Raw genomic sequence first — 18,255 nt, 5'->3', positions numbered from 1 at the left:
TTTTTTCATCAGCCAGTTGTCGCTCAAGTCTTTTTATGATTTGGGCTGGGGTTTCTTTGTGTGGCATTCTTAGGCTCTTTGGCGGTGTATTCCAGTCTAATGTACCATGTTTCCTAAGCCAAGTTAGGACGGTACTACGTCCTTGTATGCCATAGTGCTTTTGGGCTTGTTTGTAGGTCATGTCGCCTTTTTCTACTTGCTCTACAATAGCTAATTTAAAGCCTAGTGTGTAATCTTTCTGTGTTCGTTTAACCCTTGATCTTTCTGCTTTGTCCATTTATAAGCTTCCTTTTCGTAAACTTATTTTAGGACGGGACAAACCGATAAAAAAAGCCCGCATCACTAGATACGGGCTTTTTTAATAATAAACAACTGATCTAAACTAATTTTAAGCAGTAAAAGCAGCGATTAAACTTGCAGCAAATGATTGGTTTGCTCAGGGATAATCAACTCTTTTTTGAGGGGTAACTCGCGTGCCAACTCTCGCAGGGCACGGCGATACACGCCTCGCTTAAAATGAACCACTTGACCGAGCGGATACCAGTAACTGACCCATTCCCAATGATCAAACTCTGGCTTTGCTGTGTCAAAGCGGATATGTTCTGTATTCGGCTCATCTAGCTGGAGCAAAAACCACTTCTGTTTTTGTCCAATACACAAAGGATGTTGCCCATGGCGAATATATCGTTTTGGTAAACGATATCTTAGCCAATTGTCTGTTGCGGCTAATAACTGAACGTGCTTAGGATATAATCCAACTTCCTCCCATAGTTCTCGATACATGGCGTCGATGGGTGTTTCCCCCGCATCAATGCCCCCTTGCGGGAACTGCCAAGAATTATGACCAACGCGTTTTGCCCATAGTACTTGTCCTTGTGTATTTGCCAAGATGATACCGACATTGGCTCTAAAGCCGTCTGCATCAATCATGACTAAAACCTTAAATTTAAAATGTTAAAATTTAATCAGCCCAATGTTTTAACAAGCACTCTTAGTATCTGTTATCATTTTAATCTTCTATGAGTGTAGAAAACAGACAGACTGATAATCATTACCTCTATTAAAGCAGTAAATCAAGTTAAATGGTAATGATATTTTGATATAAAATGTTTCATAGTATCGCCTTAAAGTTTCTAACGAAAAACCAGTTAATTCATATGTTTAGTGGGTGCTGCTGATCCAATTTCAAAGCAAATAAAAATAATCGATAATTAACATAATTTTTCAAAGCCTGATGCAAATCGATTGCCAGATTTTCATAAAGACTATACACTTGTTTACTATCAGATATTACTGCTTATATAACCTCTATTGACAAGGACGTCACCATGCCATCATGTCGCACGGACAATACTCGTATTCTTAAATCACTTACCTCTAGTTCATTTTCAACACATTCATTGTCACCCGCTAAGCTATCTGCCGCCATCGTAGCCATTATGCTCACCTCCATGGGTAGCGCACAGGCCAGCGAATACAACAGTGTTACCTTCTTTGGTGATAGCTTAACCGATGGGGGCTATTTCAAGTCGATATCTGCTAAAGAGCAATCAGGGCAATTCACTACCAATCCAGACAACACTTGGGCAACCTCATTTGCCGCGCAGCTCGGTCATACAGCCGTTGCCGATAGTATCGACGGTACGACAGTTAATAATTCACCAGTGAATAACTATGCCATTGGCAGTGCAAGGTCAGGCGTTAAGGTCAACAGAGGTGGTTTGTTAATTGCATCCGCTAGCGATCAAGTTGATAAGCATTTAGTAAATAATCGTATCGACTCTAAAGGGCTTTATTCAGTTTGGATTGGCGCTAATGACTTATTATCTGTGGTCAGCGACCTTCCCAATGCCGATAATATTATTACTGCTGCTACCCAAAGTCAGATTGAAACCATTAGTAAGCTACAGGAAAATGGCGCTAACTATATTTTAGTTCCTAATATTCCCGATGTAGGGCTAACGCCTTATCTGGCATCAGCGGAGGAGTCGCTACAAGCATTTGGTACAGGGCTGTCGTCAAAATATAACGATGTACTATTTAAAGGTGCAGCAGCAACAGGCGCTAATATTATTCCACTAGATACCTTTAGCTTATTGCAGCAAGTGGCAGCAGACCCTGCTGCCTACGGCTATAGCAATATCAGCAAAGCCGCTTGTAACACCAGTAGCTCATTAGATTGTGGTCGTGATGATTTGGTTGAGCCGGGTGCCAATCAAACGTACTTTTTTGCAGACAGTATCCACCCAGCAGGCCGCGCGCATCAAATGATTGCCGATTATGCCAATGCAGTAGTCACTGCGCCGAGTGAAGTCAGCTTGCTGCCGCACATTGCCACCACATCGGCGTTGGCGACTAATGCCCGTTTGCAAACACATATTAATCAATATCAAAACGGCAATAATCAAAGTCTAAAACAGTCTGGCCCAGCACTTTGGGCGTCAGCCGATGTGAATTCAACCGATATTGCGCATCTCGATAGCAATGGTAATATGCAGTTATTAGTCGGTCTAGATATCGCTGATGACAGCTCAGAGAATGCGGTTTTTGGTATCTATGCCAATATCTCTCAAACTAAGTTAGATAGTGATATTCGCTCGGGACTAAGCAAGGTTGATCATGATGAGCTGGGTATTGGTTTTTATCACAGCAATCAGTTTGGCGGGGTTCAGGTCAATGGTGCAATCGGCTATGGCAATATTGATATGGATGTTAGCCGCCGAGTTAGCCTTGATAATTACCGTCAGATCTTTAAATCTGATGTCAATGGCGACCGTTATTATGGTGCATTGCAAGCCGGCTATCCAATGCAAATGCCGGATGCTTTCCAGTTTAATCAAACTACGATAACGCCGTATCTAGGCGCAACGATTAACCGTATCAAACTTGGCAAGATGATAGAGCGTGAGCCAACCGGTGTTGCTATGGAGTTTGATAGACAAAAGTACACCACCACTTATGGTGCATTTGGACTGAAAGCCAATAGCCGATTAAACAGTACCATAAATGTGTTCGGTGATTTGCATTATCAAAAACAAATCGATGACAGCCGTGATGAAGTGACCGCGCGCCTTAATACGCTCTCTAATGTGCCTTTTACAACGCCGAAAGCAGATATTGATGATGACAGCTTTGGTGTGACATTAGGCTTATCGCGTCAATTTGGTGCTATTAATGCCAATGCAGGCGTATCACATGCTTCGGGTGATGATGACGAGAATACCAGTGTGTTTATTGGTATGAGTAGTGCATTTTAAATATCGGTATAAAAGCGTGTTATAGTCAAGATAGATGACAGGGGTGTCCGCTTGTATTCGAGAGGTAATGTCTTGATAATATCAATGATTACCCTGATATAACCCTAAATAAATTTTGATTTTATTAGACATTATCTACAATACTCTCAGTATTTAGATAATGTTTATCGCTTTTAGACAGGATAGCTTTTATGAGTAATGAGACACCAAGAATCGACCGTAAAGACATGCCATTACAAGGCGATGTGACTTGGAAACAAGACAGACATTTTGTCGGTACAGCGCCATCAGGCAAGACAGTCGATATTGATGCCAATAAAGAAGCAGGCGCAAGCCCAATGGAGCTGGTATTACTTGGGCTTGGCGGCTGTGCCAGTTATGATGTGGTCGGTATTTTAGAAAAAGGCCGTCAAGATGTTAAAGACGTGCGCTGTGAGTTATCAGCTGTGCGTGCCGATACCGTTCCTGCGGTTTATACCGATATTCATCTGCATTTTGTGGTTACAGGCAATGAGGTCAAAGAAAAGCAGGTGGCGAAAGCGGTTGAGTTATCGGCTGACAAATATTGTTCTGCCAGTAAAATGTTAGCGGCCGGTGGCGTAAATATTACCCACAGCTATGAGGTGGTTGCAGGTTAGGTTATAACTAAACGTCAGCTACTACACTTGTACTATTAATATAACGGTCGCTAAATGGGTTTCAAGGAACGCGTATGAGTTGGTTTTTCTCTTTAATACCTGATTCGGCAAGCGTGGCGATTTGGGCCATGATTATTGCCAGTATATTGCCTTTTTTATTTGCTTTGATGGCGAAAATGATGGGCGGCTTTGGTATAGCTGACAATGCGCATCCTCGTGAGTCGCTTGCCAAACTCACTGGCCGTGCTGCCCGCGCCAATGCTGCTCAACAAAATAGCTTCGAGACGCTGCCCGTATTTTTGGCCTCAGTGCTGGTTGCTATGCTGTTTTTCGTACCCCAAGTAGTCGTTAACTATTTGGCAGTGATGTATATCTTACTGCGTGTAGGCTACGGCATCGCTTATATTATCAATCTGCCGACCCTGCGTTCTATTATCTGGGCATTGTCAGTGGCATGCTGTTTGATGTTGTTTTATTTGGCCATAAAAATGACGGTCTAAAAGTGAGTCGATAGTCTAAATAGATATAATACAAAATTTATATACAAAAAAGGGGTAGCCATATTAATATTGCTACCCCTTTTTTGTACCCCAGCGATAGTCACAGTTGCGATTTAAGCTGCTCAATAATCGCTTGCTTATCTTTGACTCGTTTAATCAAATCCCACAACGCTTTGGCTTCAACATAACCTTTACTAAGCATGCCGAGCCACTGCTTATAACGACCGATTAATACCACATCATTTTTGGCCGCACCTTGCAAAAAGGCAATTTGGTGTGGAATGAGAGATTTCCAAGGCAGGTTAATATCTGCACTATCGACCTGTGCAATCAAATCAGGACGGGTAACCGCACCGCGTCCCAGCATTAAATGCGAGGTGTGAGATTGCTTCATACAGTTATGAGCGTGTTCAAAGTTCCAAATCTCGCCGTTAGCAATCACTGGAATTGGCAATTCTGTAAATCGAGCAATCTTATCCCAATAAGCAGGCGGTTTATAGCCTTGGGTCTTAGTGCGCGCATGAATGGTCAGCCAGTTAGCACCGCTATCCGCAATGGCATGTCTAATGTCATCTATGTTACTGGTATCGGTATAGCCCAAACGGATTTTGGCAGATACCGGAATATGACTGGGCACAGAGTCGCGCACTGCTGAGATAATATCTCGCATTAGCATTGGCTCATCTAGGAGTACGCTACCGCCGCGATGATTGTTAACTGTTTTGGCAGGGCAACCAAAGTTCAAGTCAATCGCTAGAGCACCAAGTTCACACGCCGCCAAGGCATTTTGCGCCATGAGCTCAGGTTCACTACCCAGTAGCTGTATATGAATAGGGGTGCCACTGGCCGTTTTGCTATTATGTTTAAGCTCAGGCACAAAACGGTAAAACACATGATTGGGTAGTACATGCTGAGTGACACGAATAAACTCACTAACCGACCAATCATAAGGGCGACCCAAGTCACTTGCAATCTGAGTTAGTATTTGGCGCATTAAGGGATCAGTAAGTCCCTCCATTGGGGCAAGCAGACGCACAGGCTTTGAGAAGAATTGATTTGAAAAAGAAGTGTCGCTCATCTGCTTAAGATCCATAGATTACTTTTTTACCTGTTTTAAGACCGGATATTAAGTCTTTAATATTATGAATATCTAAGTTATCTTGCGCACGGGTACACGCTACATAGAGCAGACGCAGCTCTTCAGGGTTGATTTTTATGCCACTAGTAGTGACGTCATAATAAAAGTCATCATCAAGTTGCACGCGGCCCCATTCTAGACCTTTGGCTTTGTGCGCAGTAGATATCACGTAGTCGGCATCTTTGACATCGGTTAAGCTATTGACCGCTTTACTTAATACATCAGTCCCATGGTCATCGACCAACTTCACTAAAGTTTTAAGATCACTGCCCTCGGTGGTTTCAGCATAATCCTGCACATCACTCCAATGATAAAAGTAAGCCAGCTCTGGCACACCATACGCTGACTTACCGGCTTTAAGGCTTTCCGCCGCTTTACAGAATTTTAGCATGCGGTCGGAGTCTGCTTGCAAGGCAACCTTATGCCCGTTCTTTAGTCCTGCCAACAACTGTGCCATAGCCGCAGCATTGGTACGGCATAAGACAGCGTCTTTTTTACCATGAGTAGGGGTTTTATTGGTAGTGGAAGTCTTATGTGGACTGCCTTTTAAAGGCACCTCTTCTTGCAGCGCTTTTAACAATAAATTGGCCACATCAGCAATGTCTTCACCAAATCGGAAAGACTGAGTGAGTAAGGTTTGTGGCAGCGGCAGTTTTTTCATTGCGTTGACCGCACCGCGCCATTCATAAATTTGCTGATGCGCATCACCGACATAAATGACTTGGCGTGGCTGTTGGGTCAAAATCCCCATCATTAATGGATCGGCATCTTGCGCCTCATCAAATAAGATAAAGTCTGCAGGAATGGCAGGTTTAGATAAGGCCCAGAGTTTTAGATAAATATCATGGCCAATGCCGGCAGGGTGACGTGCATCAATGGATTGAAGCCAGCGCTTTTCGACCGCAGGGTACAGCATCTCACGCAGCTGCTCGGCATCTGATTCGTTGATCCAACTTGGGAATTGTAGATGCCTTGGTGCTGGATAACTGGCGTGCGTACTACAAAAATAGCTCACCGCATCACTGACAAATCGTGCTTGGCGGGCAGGGGTTAGGCTAACGTAATTGGTTTTGCCGTCCATCTGGCGGCGTACTTGTACAGTTCGTAATCCTAAATCATCACCCAAACGTTTGGGTGAAAAGCGAGGTAACGATAGCTTGGCTGTAATATCACGCGGTACATGGCGATAGGCGAGTGAGTGAAAAGTGCGACAATCGACATGACCTGGGAACTTTTGTTTTGCCTCATTAGCGATGCCTTTGTTAAACGCTAAATAAAGACCACGTCCACGCAGACGCTCACCGATAAGCTTTAAGGTGGTGGTTTTACCGGCACCGGCGTAAGCCACGACCTTAAAGGACTTGCCGTCCATAGCCATATTTAACGCCGCTAACTGCTCGTCAGTAGGGTCACTCATATAAGCGGGCATTTGAGGTGACGGCGCATTGGTTATGGACATGTTATTACCTGTATATTAATCAAAAAGTCGATATGGATTATAGGTAACCCATAGTCATTAAGCAAAAAAAGGGGAAGATATTAATAGATGGCGTCGACAATAAGATACGCATGAAACGCAGCGTATTTATCAATCGAATCAAATTAGATTATTAAAGCAGAATCAATAAAGTGGTTTAAATAAGGATTAAGGATAATAACTAGATGAGGGTTGAGGTAAGTTTATCAACCTACCTCACATGCGTTTTATTCTTCGTCAGTTACGGCCGCTTTCTTTTTCTCGCGGACCAGTAGGCGTGCCATTAATAAACCAAACTCGAATAATAATATCATCGGTAATGCCAACAAGAACATCGATGGCACGTCAGGCGGTGACATCACGCCGGCCGCGGCAAAACAGGCAACGATGACATAGCGGCGTTTATCTGCCAAGGTGGTCACCGATACGATACCAGTAATAACCAAAATCAATACCACGACCGGTATCTCAAAGGTAATACCAAACAACATCAACAGCTTAGTAACAAACGTTAGATAGCTCTCAATATCGGTCATCGGTACCACGCTTGATGGCGAGAAGGTAATCAAAAAGCTAAGCGCCCGTCTTAAAACGATGAAATAAGCAAAGGCCACACCGGTGTAAAATAAGACAATAGAGGATAATAAAATGGGCACCGCAATGCGTTTTTCATGTTTGTACAAGCCAGGTGCGATAAATGCCCAGATTTGATACAAAATAAACGGCATCGCAAAAAACGCAGAAGTCAGCAACGTTAAGCGAATTGGCGCCATAAAGTTAGCCACGGGATCGATTGCAATCATCGTTGATGCCGCAGGTAAAATCTCTACCAGTGGCTCTGAGACGATGTCATACAACTCACGCGAGAAGCCAACCAAGCCCAAGAAGATGACACCCACAATCACCATAATTTTAATCAGATGCGAGCGCAGTTCAACCAAATGCTCAGTAATCGGCATATCGGCTAAGCTGTTGGGCTCAGTATTGGGTAAATCATCGTTTAAATCTTCGGTGCTGTCTTTTGGCGCAAACCTTGGTTTTTTATTCTTAAGTAAACTCATGATTTCACCTCAGCCGCGCTGTCCGTGCTTAAGCTATTGGCATTTGATTCGGAGGATGTAGCTGCCTGCGAAGACTGTGTCACCATGTTATACAGCAATGGATTGGCTTTATAATTTGGTAGCAAGGGGGCAGGGGGTAATCGTCTCGCTCTGTCATAATCACCCAACAAAAACCACATATTCTCCCAAGGGCGCGTCATCGGCTGAGCAGCAGCTTGAGTGGTTTTATTATTTGAATCTTTGCGCTCTGAGCTATCATTGTTTAATACATCAGACTCTAAGCCTTCCTCTACAGTCGGTGCAGGCTGAGTGCTGTCTGGATTATTACCATAGCTATAATCTGTGGTAACAGCAGTGGGTGCGGCCATATTTGGATTGGCTTGATCAACAGGATGCACCCAGTCTTTCTTATCTTTTGGTGCAGCACTGGTGCCGGCGGCAACTGCACCACCTTGAGCGGCTCTAAGCTGAGAGTTTTGCTGTGCTTCAAATTCTTTCATATTGCCACGCAGCTCAGCCATTTCTCGTTGCATCTCTGCTTCAGCTTGTTTAATTTTAGCCAGCTCCTCTTGCATCCTTTGACGTGTTTCAGCCAAATCAAGCTCAGCCTCCATTTCTGCCTTTAAAGTACCCACGGTACGGCGAAATTTAGCATAATAAGTACCCACGGTACGCACCGCTTGGGGTAACTTCTCTGGGCCGAGCACAATGAGTGCAATGATGCCAAACACCATTAGCTCATAAAAACTAAAATCAAACATAACCGCTTATCGTCCTATCACTGCTCTACAAGGTACTTACTTTTAAGGTACAAGGGATAAGTGACTACGCTTGATGGTCATCAGTTTTGACTTTGATGTCATCAACTTTAACGCCAGCGTCTACTTTATTATTAGCATTGGTATCATGGTCGATAACGTTATGCTTCTTAGCATGCGCTTCTTCTTCATCTTTCACCGCATCTTTAAAGCCTTTAACCGCGCCGCCTAAATCTTTACCGGCATTTTTCAGTTTTGCTGTACCAAAAATAAGGATGGCAATACCAAGGATAATCAACAACTGCATGGGAGATAGGCTCATAATCTTGTCCTTTAATGTAACTTATTTATTGTCAATAACTGACTATATGGGTTGGATTAGCCGCTTATTGAGTGCGGCTGTTTTTTTCTTCAATACCAGATAAACCAAAGCGTCGGGCAAGCTCTGCCAAGACACGATCGGACCCGATATTAAACCACGCTAATGTGACCACGGTGTGAAACCAAACATCGGCAATTTCATATACCAAATCATCGACCAAGGATTTTGATTCTTCTGTATCAGAGTTTTCAGGCGTAGCAGCCAGGTCTTTGGCGGCAATAATGGTTTCAACCGCCTCTTCGCCGACTTTCTCTAATATTTTATTGATACCTTTGGCGTATAAGCTTGCCACATAAGAGCTGCCGGAATCGGCCTGTTTACGTGCCTCTAATACGGCATCTAACTGGCTTAGCACATCGGCTGCATTAATATCCGCACGTGTATTGTCATCAGCCTTTATTATATCACTGGGTGCATGACTGTCTGTAGCACCATAAATATCTTTTGGATCTTTAAGAATAGGCGCGTCATTTTGCCATTTTGGCGTATCACCGCTTAAATCAAGCTTACGATAAAAGCAAGAGCGTCGTCCGGTATGACACGCAATATCGCCAATTTGTGTGATTGTCAGCACCACCACATCGGCATCACAATCAAGATGAATGTCATGAACGATTTGCGTATGCCCCGAGGTCTCTCCCTTATGCCACAGCTTGCTGCGAGAGCGAGAGAAGTAGACCGCTGTTTTGGTTTCAGCGGTCAGCTGTAAGGCCTCACGGTTCATCCATGCCATCATTAATATCTCACCTGACTCTTTATCTTGAGCAATCGCAGGCAGCAGGCCATCTGAATTAAATGTCACCTCATCTAACCATGAGCGTGTCTGGGTATCGTTGGCATTTAGAGCGGAATCGGACATAAAGAAACCTAATCAATATCAATAAATAAAATAAAGCGGCCGCTTATAGTAAATGGCTAACCAATCGGTTGTATAAAGCGAATAATATGACTCATAGTATATAGGTTTATAAGCGTGTCATCACCACATTCTAATGACTGATTTTTGACAATAAGCTCATTTTTAAAAGCGAACAAATAGACGGGTGTGGTGATAAATAGATGATGTTAAGTAATAGGAAAATAGTGAACAGACAATAGGTAAAATCATCGATTTAAAGATAACGCTTGATTAATCGTCAGTTGGACCTCGATTTTTCACTATTTTGGCTAAATGTGGTTGGTTAAACACACTCTATCTGATAGAATACGCAATTCCCACCTCAAGGCAGTGATATTACTGGCTTTATATTGACGAACTTTTTATTAAGTTTACGACGTATAAAGGAGACTAATATGCTGACGAACAGGTTTTCCCTTGGCTGTTTAGCTGAGTGTTCTCTATTTAGACACACTAAAGCTGACAACAAAGAATAAGAGGTTCTTATGAAGAAAGTTAAAATGAAAACAAAACGTGGTGCTGCTAAGCGTTTCAAAAAAACTGCTAACGGCTTCAAGCGCAAACAAGCGTTCAAACGTCACATTCTGACCAAAAAGTCTCCTAAACGTATTCGCCAATTACGTGGTACGAAACTGGTGCATGTTGCTGATGTAGCTGCGGTTCGCCGTATGTGCCCTTATTTATAAACCCACTTAATTTTTATTGTTCTTATATTATTTAACTTAATTGAAAGTATAAGTTCAGGCAAATCAATTTATTAGGAGTATCTTATGGCCCGTGTAAAACGTGGTGTTCAAGCAAACCGTCGTCACAAAAAAATCTTAAAGCGCGCTAAAGGTTATTACGGCGCTCGTTCACGAGTTTATCGTGTAGCTGTCCAAGCTGTAACTAAAGCTGGTCAATACGCATATCGTGACCGTCGCAACAAAAAACGTACTTTCCGTCGTCTTTGGATTGCTCGTATCAACGCCGGTGCACGTTTAAATGGTTTAAGCTATAGCCGTTTCATCAATGGTCTGAAAAAAGCAAACATCGAAATCGATCGCCGTGTACTAGCTGATATCGCTATGCATGACGCTGCTGCATTCACAGCATTGACTGAAAAAGCAAAAGCTGCTTTGGCTTAATTAGCATTCATTAAGTAGTCATTATCGTAATAAAAGAAGCCATCGCATATCGATGGCTTTTTTTGTTTAATTTGCTTACAATTACTGGCAAATAGCTCACTCTATGGCCGACTAAAATCATTGCTATTTCTGTATATTCATATCAGTACTTATTAATATGAATAAAGACAGAGCGTGATTCTAATAACAATAAAGTCGTCATAATCGCATCTTATATTTGATGCTAAGCCATTACTTTGATCTAATTAACCCCTCAATTTAAGGCGCCTTATCCTTATATAGAGAAGGACAAGGCTGCCCACAGCTAACAAACTCTGAGAATGCTTACATGACTCAATCTGACAGCACATCGAATACTCAAAATGATACTAACACTGAGCCAAAACGTGGCTTAGCTGACCTTATAGCCAGCCTTCCAAATTTATCTGAAACGCTAAGCGAGTTAAATGAAGGGCAGTTGCAGACATATGCTGATGCTGCAAAAGTGGCCGTTAGCGAGATTGCAAGCAGTGCCGATTTGCAGCAGATGCGTGTGAATTTAACCGGTAAGAAAAGCGCATTAACTGGTTGGTCAAAGCAGATGGGCAAACTTGATGCTGATAGCAAAAAGACCATGGGTGGCTGGCTACATCAAGTGCGTACTCAGATTAATGATGCGCTAAACAATCAGCAGCAAGCGCTCGAAGCTGCGGCACTTGAAGCCAAATTAGCAGCAGAGCGTATCGATATCACTTTACCGGCACGTGGTCAGCAAAAAGGTCAACTACACCCAGTGACTATGACTGCTCAACGTATGCAGCAGTTCTTTATGCAAGCTGGCTTTAATGTGGCGACTGGCCCTGAAGTTGAAAGCGATTATTATAACTTTGAAGCGCTGAATATCCCGTCGCATCATCCTGCGCGTGCTATGCATGACACCTTCTATTTTGATGCACATTATTTACTGCGTACTCATACCAGTCCAGTGCAAGTGCGCACCATGGAAGCGGGCGCGCCGCCGATTCGTATAATCTGTCCAGGACGCGTGTACCGTAACGATTCAGACCAAACTCATTCGCCTATGTTCCATCAATTGGAGGGGCTAATGGTTACTGAACGCACCACATTTGCGGAGCTTAAAGGCTTAATCAATGAGTTCTTGGAAGCCTTCTTTGGCAAAGAGCTGACCGTTCGTTTCCGTCCGTCATTCTTCCCATTCACAGAACCGTCAGCAGAAGTTGATATCTTAGCCGATAACGGTAAGTGGCTTGAGGTGATGGGCTGCGGCATGGTACATCCTAAAGTATTAACCAATTGTGGTATTGATTCTGAGAAATATACAGGGTTTGCTTTTGGTATGGGTATCGAGCGTTTCGCCATGCTTTATTACGGCATTGACGACTTACGCTTATTCTTCCAAAACGATGTGCGTTTTTTACGTCAGTTTGGTTAAGCCAAGTGCTGATAAATCCAGATAGATTTGCGGTATTACGCAAAGTCTCTGGTAAATATCCGATACGATAACAGACATAATAATTTGACAGCCTTTTGAGAATTCTATGAAAATTAGCGAACAATGGTTACGCGAGTGGGTAAACCCAAATAACAGTACACAAGAGCTGGCCGATCAGTTGACCATGGCAGGTCTTGAAATTGACGATATCGAAGCGGTTGCGGCTGACTTTAGTGGTGTGGTCATCGGTGAAATAATTTCTGTTGAGCCTCATCCTCATCCTGATGCCGATAAATTGCGAGTAACTCAGGTTAATATCAATAGTGATGCGCCGCTACAAATTGTTTGTGGTGCACCAAATGTGCGTGTTGGCATGCGTGCACCTGTGGCTACTATTGGTGCAAAGCTACCGACACCAGACGGTAAAGGTTTTAAGATTAAAAAGAGCAAGCTGCGCGGTGTTGAGTCACAAGGTATGTTATGCGGTGCATCAGAAATTGATTTGCCAGATGTGGTAGATGGTTTGCTTGAGCTGCCAGACAATGCACCTGTGGGCACAGATATTCGTGATTACTTAGGTCTAGACAATAAGATTTTAGACATCTCTATCACCCCAAACCGTGGCGACTGCTTTAGCGTCCGTGGTATTGCCCGTGAAATCGGTGTGATTAACAATCTGCCTGTGACTGCTCCAGAGACCACTGAGCAAGTCGGTGATACTGACGCAACTCAAGCAGTAACGGTTGATGCGGTTGATGCGTGTCCACGGTATCTTGCACAGCCGGTGCTTAATATTGACCGCAGTGTTGAGACACCTGAGTGGATGCAAAAAGCATTGCTACAAAGTGGCCAACGTTTGCATAACTTCTTGGTCAATGTGACTAATTATGTTTTATTAGAGCTGGGTCAGCCGCTACATGCTTTTGATGCTGATAAGATTATCGGTGCCATTAAGGTTCGTAAAGCGGTAGAAGGCGAAAGCTTGGAGCTGCTCAATGAGCAAACCGTCACCTTAAAAGGGGACGAACTGGTTATTGCTGACGATGAAGGCATATTAGCCCTTGCTGGTATTATGGGCGGTATGCGCAGCAGCGTTACCGATGAGACCACCAATATTGTGTTAGAAAGTGCGTTCTTTGAACCGCTTGCTATCGCAGGGCGTGCGCGCCGTTTTGGTTTACATACTGATGCCTCGCAGCGATTTGAACGTGGTGTGGACTTTGAGCTGCCTTCAACAGCCCTAAATCGTGCAGTTAACCTCATTAGCAGTGTAGCAGGTGGTAAAGCCGGTCATATTACAACCGTTGAAGACACTAATCAGTTGCCAAACCGTTCAATTGTACGTCTACCTTTACAGAAAGTGAAAGACGTGATTGGTATTGAGATTGCCAAAGAGCGTATTATCGAGATATTAACACGTCTTGAGATTCAAGTAGAAGAATCTGAGCACGACGGCAAGACCTTTTTCAACTGCTTACCGCCAAGCCATCGTTTTGATATTGAGATTAGTGAAGATTTGATTGAAGAAATCGCGCGTATCTATGGCTATGACAATATTCCAAGTACCTTGCCAAATCTTGGTGTCGACATGAGTTTCGATGACACTGCTGATGTGACGCACCGCTTGAAGCTTAAAATGGTCGATGCAGGCTATATGGAAGCGATTAGCTTTAGTTTTAGTGATGAGAAGATTGAAACCATCCTGGATGATCCAAAACTGGGTAATGTGTTAGCGCTTGCTAACCCTATTTCATCAGATCTAGCGGTAATGCGCCGCACCTTACTATCAAGCTTATTGCCTTGTGTGCAGTATAACTTAAACCGTCAACAGCCTCGCGTGCGTTTCTTTGAAACCGGTCTAAGCTTTGTGGGCGCTACTGTTTCTGAACTGGTTCAAACCCCAAGTCTAGCGATTGTCGCAACTGGTGATATCTATCCAGAACAGGCACATGACAATCGTGCGATGGACTTCTTTGATCTAAAAAATGATGTGGAGCAATTACTACCATCGACATTAGATGAGGCTAGTATTAGCTATCAGCGCAGCACATTGGCTTTCTTACATCCTGGTCAAAGCGCAGAGTTGTTAATCAATGGTGAGGTTGTGGGCTGGTTAGGTCAGCTGCATCCAAGTATTGCTCAAGAACTGGATTTACCTAAGACTTGGGTTGCTCAATTAACATTAGAGCCAATTTTGGAGCAAATGCGAGTGCTACACGGCATTCAAAGCCCCTCTAAGTTCCCTCAAGTTCGCCGTGATATTGCTTTTTTAGTAGATGCTAATATTCCTCGTCAAGATTTATCTGCGACTATCCGCAAGGCAGGTGGAACCCTACTACAACAGCACTGGTTGTTTGATGTGTACCAAGGTGAGCACACGCCAGAGGGCATGCGTTCAGTTGCCTTTGGTTTAATCTGGCAGGATGTCGCACAGACCCTATCTGATGAGGTTGTCAACGAGGCAATGGAGAAAGTGATAGGTTCATTACAGGAAGCCTATGGTGTACAATTAAGAGACAGTTAAGAAATATTAATATACACTCTGACACATAAATGTTATTTTAAAGACAGTTGTTTTTAAAATAACCAAAACAGCGCCCATCAAGCAGGAAGCTTATGGGCCTTACTATTATTATCAGGTCTATTAAAAGCCATTGATAAGATTGAATACGAAAAGGAAGACGCAATCATGACTCTTACAAAAGCAGATATTATTGATCACCTTGTTGATAAATTTGGGTTTACCCGTCAACAGGGACGAATGTTGGTAGATTCGTTTTTTGATGAAATTTATGCAAATTTGGTAGATGGCAAAGATGTAAAGCTATCCGGTTTTGGTAACTTTATCCTAAAAGATAAGAAGAGTAGACCAGGACGCAACCCGAAAACAGGAGAAGAGGTTGAAATCTGTGCACGCCGTGTGGTGACATTTAAAGCAGGTCAAAAACTGCGTCGCCAAGTAGATGAGAGGCAGACAGCGCAACAAGCTTAGAAGTTGATAGCCAGTAACATAAGTTATTGCTCGCTTCTACAGAATCTTAACCTTGAACTATTTTTAAATTGAAGTCAAAAAACAAAAAAAGAGAGCCAACTGGCTCTCTTTTTTGTATAACTTTTTTGCTAGGTAGGAATTACTATTATTGAGTTACAACTTCAGCATCGCCTTCAGCATCTTCAACAACAGCTACATCAGTAGTGTCATCAGCAGTAGCCATAGCTTCATTTGAAACTGCATCTACATCAGTAGTGTTTGACTCTTCAATAGCTTCTGCATCACCAGCCATAGCAGCAGCTTCAGCTTCGTCTGCAGCAGCCTGTGCGTCAGCTAATTCAGCTTGTTCAGTACCAACAGCTTCGCCTTCAGCAGCAGCTTCGTTTAGTTCTGCTTCTGCGTCTTGTAGCTCTTCTTGAGCGTCGTTAACGTCTTCAACAGCGTTTTCTTTGTTGCTGTCACAAGCTGTTAAGCCCATAGTAGCAGCCATTAGACCTGAAAGTGCAAGTAGCTTAAGTTTCATAGTTTATCTCCAAAAAAGTGAAATATGACTGACAAAGCAATTTATAAACAGTCACGCAGAAATAAAAAGTATTTCTGTCATCTAACTAGATCATAAGTGAAATCTTACAGAGTCAGAATTCGTTGGCGATTATACCTCACCAATATGACAATATAAAGTAAATCTTGTTAAACATTATATTTAGATACAATTTTTAACGAAACTAGAGTAATAAATTCTCTCGATTACCTAAAAAATTAAGTCTAAAAATTTTGATAAACACTTATACTAAGCATTTTTGTTCATTTTATTTCTTAACTCAATTGGATGCAATCACAGAATGTAAGTTCATTGTTACTTCAAAACAGTACCAATCCTTACTGAGCTGTCCATTCCAATAAGGATACAAAGCCATCGCGCCTCATTATCCCTAGAGTATAGTCTTATTTGTGCCTATACTATGATACTTATAGGATGAACGGTAGATTGGAGGGTATTAGCTGCATGCTATAACCAATAACAGTCATCTACTTATATAAATATGTTTTGTCGCATCACCTTGTATAGGGGCTTTATATAATATCCAAATCCTATAAGATAAGGTATGAATCAGGTAATATAACAATGTTTATAAATCAATAATTGAGGCAACTATCGATGAAATGGCGAGGTAGGCGTAGAAGCTCTAATGTGCGCATGAGTGGAGGTAAAGCAGCAGGCGGTGGTATTTTTGGTATCATAATTGGCCTCATCTTATGGTTAGTATTTGGCATGAATCCAATGACCGCTTTTCAGACAGGTCAATCCGTTACTAACGGGGGAGGTAGTGCTACGAGTACTCAACCTTTAAATGATGATAGCCGTGATGCTCAGTTTGTCGCCACTGTTGTGGCGGATACTGAAGATGTTTGGAAACAGGTCTTCCAAGAGTTAGGCGGAACATATCAAGAGCCACAATTGGTATTATTTAACGGTAGCGTTAACTCAGCCTGTGGTAGCGCAACGGCGGCAACTGGTCCTTTTTACTGCCCAGGTGATCAGACAGTATATCTAGATACGTCCTTTTTCGCTGAAATGCGACAAAACTTAGGCATTACCGGTGATCAGCAAGGTTCAGGCGATGCTGAAAACCAAGGTAAGGCGGGTGATTTTGCACAGGCTTATGTGATTGCACATGAAGTGGGTCACCACGTGCAAACCTTAATGGGTACATCACAAAAGGTAAATGAGGCGCGTCGCCAAGTCAGTGAAGCACAAGGTAATGAGTTGTCAGTACGTCAAGAATTGCAAGCAGACTGCTATGCAGGGGTATGGGCGAATCGTAATCAACAACGTGTTCAGTTCTTAGAAGCGGGCGATATTGATGAAGCACTACAGGCAGCCAGTCAGATTGGTGATGACCGTTTAGCACAGGCTAGTGGCCGAGCAGTGGTTCCTGATAACTTTACGCATGGTAGCAGTCAGCAGCGTGTGAACTGGTTTAGCCGTGGCTTTGAAACGGGTGATGTACGCAACTGTGATACATTCTCAGGCAGTATTTAGCAGTATTTAATAGACGCTAGATGTTAGGTAAATAGCTTTTAAACAAAAAAGCCTGCAATTGCAGGCTTTTTTGTTTAATCATTTATCATTGGATAATTAAATAGAATAGCGACTCATTAACCCACAATTATTTAGTATGATCGATAACATAACCCGTGCCACCGCCCAATACGGCACCCGTTGCAGCACCTTTAGCGATATCTCCGCTATCACCACCGCTCTTGATAAGAGCACCAGCAACCGCGCCAGCCGCCGAGCCTTTAGCAGTGTTGTTCATATTATTTGGATTAAAACCACCCGTTGAATTACAGCCAGCCATAAGAAGTGCAGAGCTAGTCATCGTTGCGAATGCAAGAGTTTTAGTAAGTTTCATGATGTATTCTTCCTTATTTGGCCTGAGAAATTAAACAAGTTACGATTTGATAAGTGTAGCGTATCAGCCAAAATAGCAGTGTATCGATAAGGCTACGCTATACTCACGGAATGTAAACGGTGTTATGTGGATGTATCCAACAAAAAAACCGCTAACATCTGTTAACGGCCTTTTTATT

19 protein-coding genes are annotated in these 18,255 nt (G+C 42.9%); 9 read left to right on the top strand and 10 right to left on the bottom strand.

The window, feature by feature from the left end; genetic code table 11:
- Nucleotides 1–277: helix-turn-helix domain-containing protein (locus AC2SLM_RS11280; RefSeq protein WP_486552358.1), on the bottom strand; the 277-nt coding region annotated here is incomplete at its 3' end.
- Nucleotides 278–408: 131 nt separating this feature from the next.
- Nucleotides 409–930: an RNA pyrophosphohydrolase gene (locus AC2SLM_RS11275; protein WP_486542567.1), complete on the bottom strand. Its 522-nt coding sequence runs from the start codon at nucleotides 928–930 to the stop codon at nucleotides 409–411.
- Nucleotides 931–1,328: 398 nt separating this feature from the next.
- On the opposite strand from AC2SLM_RS11275, the gene AC2SLM_RS11270 reads away from it, so the two are divergent.
- The 3 genes from AC2SLM_RS11270 (at nucleotide 1,329) to AC2SLM_RS11260 (ending at nucleotide 4,395) form a co-directional block, all read left to right on the top strand.
- Nucleotides 1,329–3,257, top strand: coding sequence for an autotransporter domain-containing protein (locus AC2SLM_RS11270; RefSeq protein WP_486553930.1), 1,929 nt, complete (start codon nucleotides 1,329–1,331; stop codon nucleotides 3,255–3,257).
- Nucleotides 3,258–3,484: 227 nt separating this feature from the next.
- Nucleotides 3,485–3,895, top strand: a complete 411-nt coding sequence (locus AC2SLM_RS11265) for an OsmC family protein (RefSeq protein WP_486553932.1) — start codon at nucleotides 3,485–3,487, stop codon at nucleotides 3,893–3,895.
- Between the two features lie 74 nt (nucleotides 3,896–3,969).
- Nucleotides 3,970–4,395, top strand: coding sequence for an MAPEG family protein (locus tag AC2SLM_RS11260; protein WP_486553928.1), 426 nt, complete (start codon nucleotides 3,970–3,972; stop codon nucleotides 4,393–4,395).
- Nucleotides 4,396–4,495: 100 nt separating this feature from the next.
- Here AC2SLM_RS11260 and AC2SLM_RS11255 read toward each other — a convergent pair whose 3' ends face one another.
- The 6 genes from AC2SLM_RS11255 to hisIE all read right to left on the bottom strand — a co-directional run bounded on the left by AC2SLM_RS11255 (nucleotide 4,496) and on the right by hisIE (nucleotide 10,070).
- Entirely contained in the window at nucleotides 4,496–5,473 is a 978-nt protein-coding gene (locus AC2SLM_RS11255) for a tRNA dihydrouridine synthase (RefSeq protein WP_486553926.1), read from the bottom strand.
- 4 nt (nucleotides 5,474–5,477) lie between these two features.
- On the bottom strand, nucleotides 5,478–6,992 hold the full coding sequence (locus AC2SLM_RS11250; protein WP_486553924.1) for a UvrD-helicase domain-containing protein: 1,515 nt from the start codon (nucleotides 6,990–6,992) through the stop codon (nucleotides 5,478–5,480).
- 245 nt (nucleotides 6,993–7,237) lie between these two features.
- Nucleotides 7,238–8,071: a twin-arginine translocase subunit TatC gene (gene tatC / locus AC2SLM_RS11245; protein WP_486542555.1), complete on the bottom strand. Its 834-nt coding sequence runs from the start codon at nucleotides 8,069–8,071 to the stop codon at nucleotides 7,238–7,240.
- A complete protein-coding gene (tatB, locus tag AC2SLM_RS11240; RefSeq protein ID WP_486542553.1) occupies nucleotides 8,068–8,832 on the bottom strand; it encodes a Sec-independent protein translocase protein TatB in 765 nt (254 codons plus the stop codon). Before tatB ends, tatC begins: the two co-directional genes overlap by 4 nt.
- Nucleotides 8,833–8,896: 64 nt before the next feature.
- Nucleotides 8,897–9,151: a twin-arginine translocase TatA/TatE family subunit gene (gene tatA / locus AC2SLM_RS11235; RefSeq protein ID WP_486542551.1), complete on the bottom strand. Its 255-nt coding sequence runs from the start codon at nucleotides 9,149–9,151 to the stop codon at nucleotides 8,897–8,899.
- Between the two features lie 64 nt (nucleotides 9,152–9,215).
- Entirely contained in the window at nucleotides 9,216–10,070 is an 855-nt protein-coding gene (gene hisIE, locus AC2SLM_RS11230) for a bifunctional phosphoribosyl-AMP cyclohydrolase/phosphoribosyl-ATP diphosphatase HisIE (RefSeq protein WP_486542549.1), read from the bottom strand.
- 524 nt (nucleotides 10,071–10,594) lie between these two features.
- Between hisIE and rpmI the strand changes: the two genes are divergently transcribed.
- The 5 genes from rpmI (at nucleotide 10,595) to AC2SLM_RS11205 (ending at nucleotide 15,660) form a co-directional block, all read left to right on the top strand.
- Nucleotides 10,595–10,795 (top strand): 50S ribosomal protein L35, encoded by a 201-nt coding sequence (rpmI, locus tag AC2SLM_RS11225; RefSeq protein ID WP_486542547.1) that lies wholly within the window; start codon nucleotides 10,595–10,597, stop codon nucleotides 10,793–10,795.
- A gap of 84 nt (nucleotides 10,796–10,879) precedes the next feature.
- Entirely contained in the window at nucleotides 10,880–11,236 is a 357-nt protein-coding gene (rplT, locus tag AC2SLM_RS11220) for a 50S ribosomal protein L20 (protein ID WP_007394884.1), read from the top strand.
- Between the two features lie 328 nt (nucleotides 11,237–11,564).
- Entirely contained in the window at nucleotides 11,565–12,668 is a 1,104-nt protein-coding gene (gene pheS / locus AC2SLM_RS11215; RefSeq protein ID WP_486553923.1) for a phenylalanine--tRNA ligase subunit alpha, read from the top strand.
- Between the two features lie 106 nt (nucleotides 12,669–12,774).
- Nucleotides 12,775–15,192, top strand: coding sequence for a phenylalanine--tRNA ligase subunit beta (pheT, locus tag AC2SLM_RS11210; RefSeq protein WP_486553921.1), 2,418 nt, complete (start codon nucleotides 12,775–12,777; stop codon nucleotides 15,190–15,192).
- Between the two features lie 162 nt (nucleotides 15,193–15,354).
- Nucleotides 15,355–15,660, top strand: a complete 306-nt coding sequence (locus AC2SLM_RS11205) for an integration host factor subunit alpha (protein ID WP_486542663.1) — start codon at nucleotides 15,355–15,357, stop codon at nucleotides 15,658–15,660.
- 145 nt (nucleotides 15,661–15,805) lie between these two features.
- Here AC2SLM_RS11205 and AC2SLM_RS11200 read toward each other — a convergent pair whose 3' ends face one another.
- Nucleotides 15,806–16,183, bottom strand: coding sequence for a hypothetical protein (locus AC2SLM_RS11200; RefSeq protein ID WP_486542541.1), 378 nt, complete (start codon nucleotides 16,181–16,183; stop codon nucleotides 15,806–15,808).
- 636 nt (nucleotides 16,184–16,819) lie between these two features.
- Between AC2SLM_RS11200 and ypfJ the strand changes: the two genes are divergently transcribed.
- The gene (ypfJ, locus tag AC2SLM_RS11195; RefSeq protein ID WP_486553919.1) at nucleotides 16,820–17,704 is read left to right on the top strand and encodes a KPN_02809 family neutral zinc metallopeptidase; all 885 of its coding nucleotides are present in this window, start codon (nucleotides 16,820–16,822) and stop codon (nucleotides 17,702–17,704) included.
- 127 nt (nucleotides 17,705–17,831) lie between these two features.
- Here the strand turns inward: ypfJ and AC2SLM_RS11190 are convergent, their stop codons facing one another.
- Nucleotides 17,832–18,077 carry a hypothetical protein gene (locus AC2SLM_RS11190; protein ID WP_486553917.1) on the bottom strand — a complete coding sequence of 82 codons (246 nt, stop codon included), beginning with the start codon at nucleotides 18,075–18,077 and terminating at the stop codon, nucleotides 17,832–17,834.
- Nucleotides 18,078–18,255: the final 178 nt, after the last annotated feature.

It is taken from the genome of Psychrobacter sp. CX16 (genome assembly GCF_057396245.1).
The sequence above is the reverse complement of the archived record's forward strand: the minus strand, read 5'-3'. Positions and strand labels throughout refer to the sequence as shown.

What these genes read in the sequence shown, in the direction of transcription:
- AC2SLM_RS11275 (WP_486542567.1), bottom strand. Translation starts at nt 930, where the DNA reads ATGATTGATGCAGACGGCTTTAGAGCCAATGTCGGTATCATCTTGGCA.
- AC2SLM_RS11270 (WP_486553930.1), top strand. Translation starts at nt 1,329, where the DNA reads ATGCCATCATGTCGCACGGACAATACTCGTATTCTTAAATCACTTACC.
- AC2SLM_RS11265 (WP_486553932.1), top strand. Translation starts at nt 3,485, where the DNA reads ATGCCATTACAAGGCGATGTGACTTGGAAACAAGACAGACATTTTGTC.
- AC2SLM_RS11260 (WP_486553928.1), top strand. Translation starts at nt 3,970, where the DNA reads ATGAGTTGGTTTTTCTCTTTAATACCTGATTCGGCAAGCGTGGCGATT.
- AC2SLM_RS11255 (WP_486553926.1), bottom strand. Translation starts at nt 5,473, where the DNA reads ATGAGCGACACTTCTTTTTCAAATCAATTCTTCTCAAAGCCTGTGCGT.
- AC2SLM_RS11250 (WP_486553924.1), bottom strand. Translation starts at nt 6,992, where the DNA reads ATGTCCATAACCAATGCGCCGTCACCTCAAATGCCCGCTTATATGAGT.
- tatC (WP_486542555.1), bottom strand. Translation starts at nt 8,071, where the DNA reads ATGAGTTTACTTAAGAATAAAAAACCAAGGTTTGCGCCAAAAGACAGC.
- tatB (WP_486542553.1), bottom strand. Translation starts at nt 8,832, where the DNA reads ATGTTTGATTTTAGTTTTTATGAGCTAATGGTGTTTGGCATCATTGCA.
- tatA (WP_486542551.1), bottom strand. Translation starts at nt 9,151, where the DNA reads ATGAGCCTATCTCCCATGCAGTTGTTGATTATCCTTGGTATTGCCATC.
- hisIE (WP_486542549.1), bottom strand. Translation starts at nt 10,070, where the DNA reads ATGTCCGATTCCGCTCTAAATGCCAACGATACCCAGACACGCTCATGG.
- rpmI (WP_486542547.1), top strand. Translation starts at nt 10,595, where the DNA reads ATGAAGAAAGTTAAAATGAAAACAAAACGTGGTGCTGCTAAGCGTTTC.
- rplT (WP_007394884.1), top strand. Translation starts at nt 10,880, where the DNA reads ATGGCCCGTGTAAAACGTGGTGTTCAAGCAAACCGTCGTCACAAAAAA.
- pheS (WP_486553923.1), top strand. Translation starts at nt 11,565, where the DNA reads ATGACTCAATCTGACAGCACATCGAATACTCAAAATGATACTAACACT.
- pheT (WP_486553921.1), top strand. Translation starts at nt 12,775, where the DNA reads ATGAAAATTAGCGAACAATGGTTACGCGAGTGGGTAAACCCAAATAAC.
- AC2SLM_RS11200 (WP_486542541.1), bottom strand. Translation starts at nt 16,183, where the DNA reads ATGAAACTTAAGCTACTTGCACTTTCAGGTCTAATGGCTGCTACTATG.
- ypfJ (WP_486553919.1), top strand. Translation starts at nt 16,820, where the DNA reads ATGAAATGGCGAGGTAGGCGTAGAAGCTCTAATGTGCGCATGAGTGGA.
- AC2SLM_RS11190 (WP_486553917.1), bottom strand. Translation starts at nt 18,077, where the DNA reads ATGAAACTTACTAAAACTCTTGCATTCGCAACGATGACTAGCTCTGCA.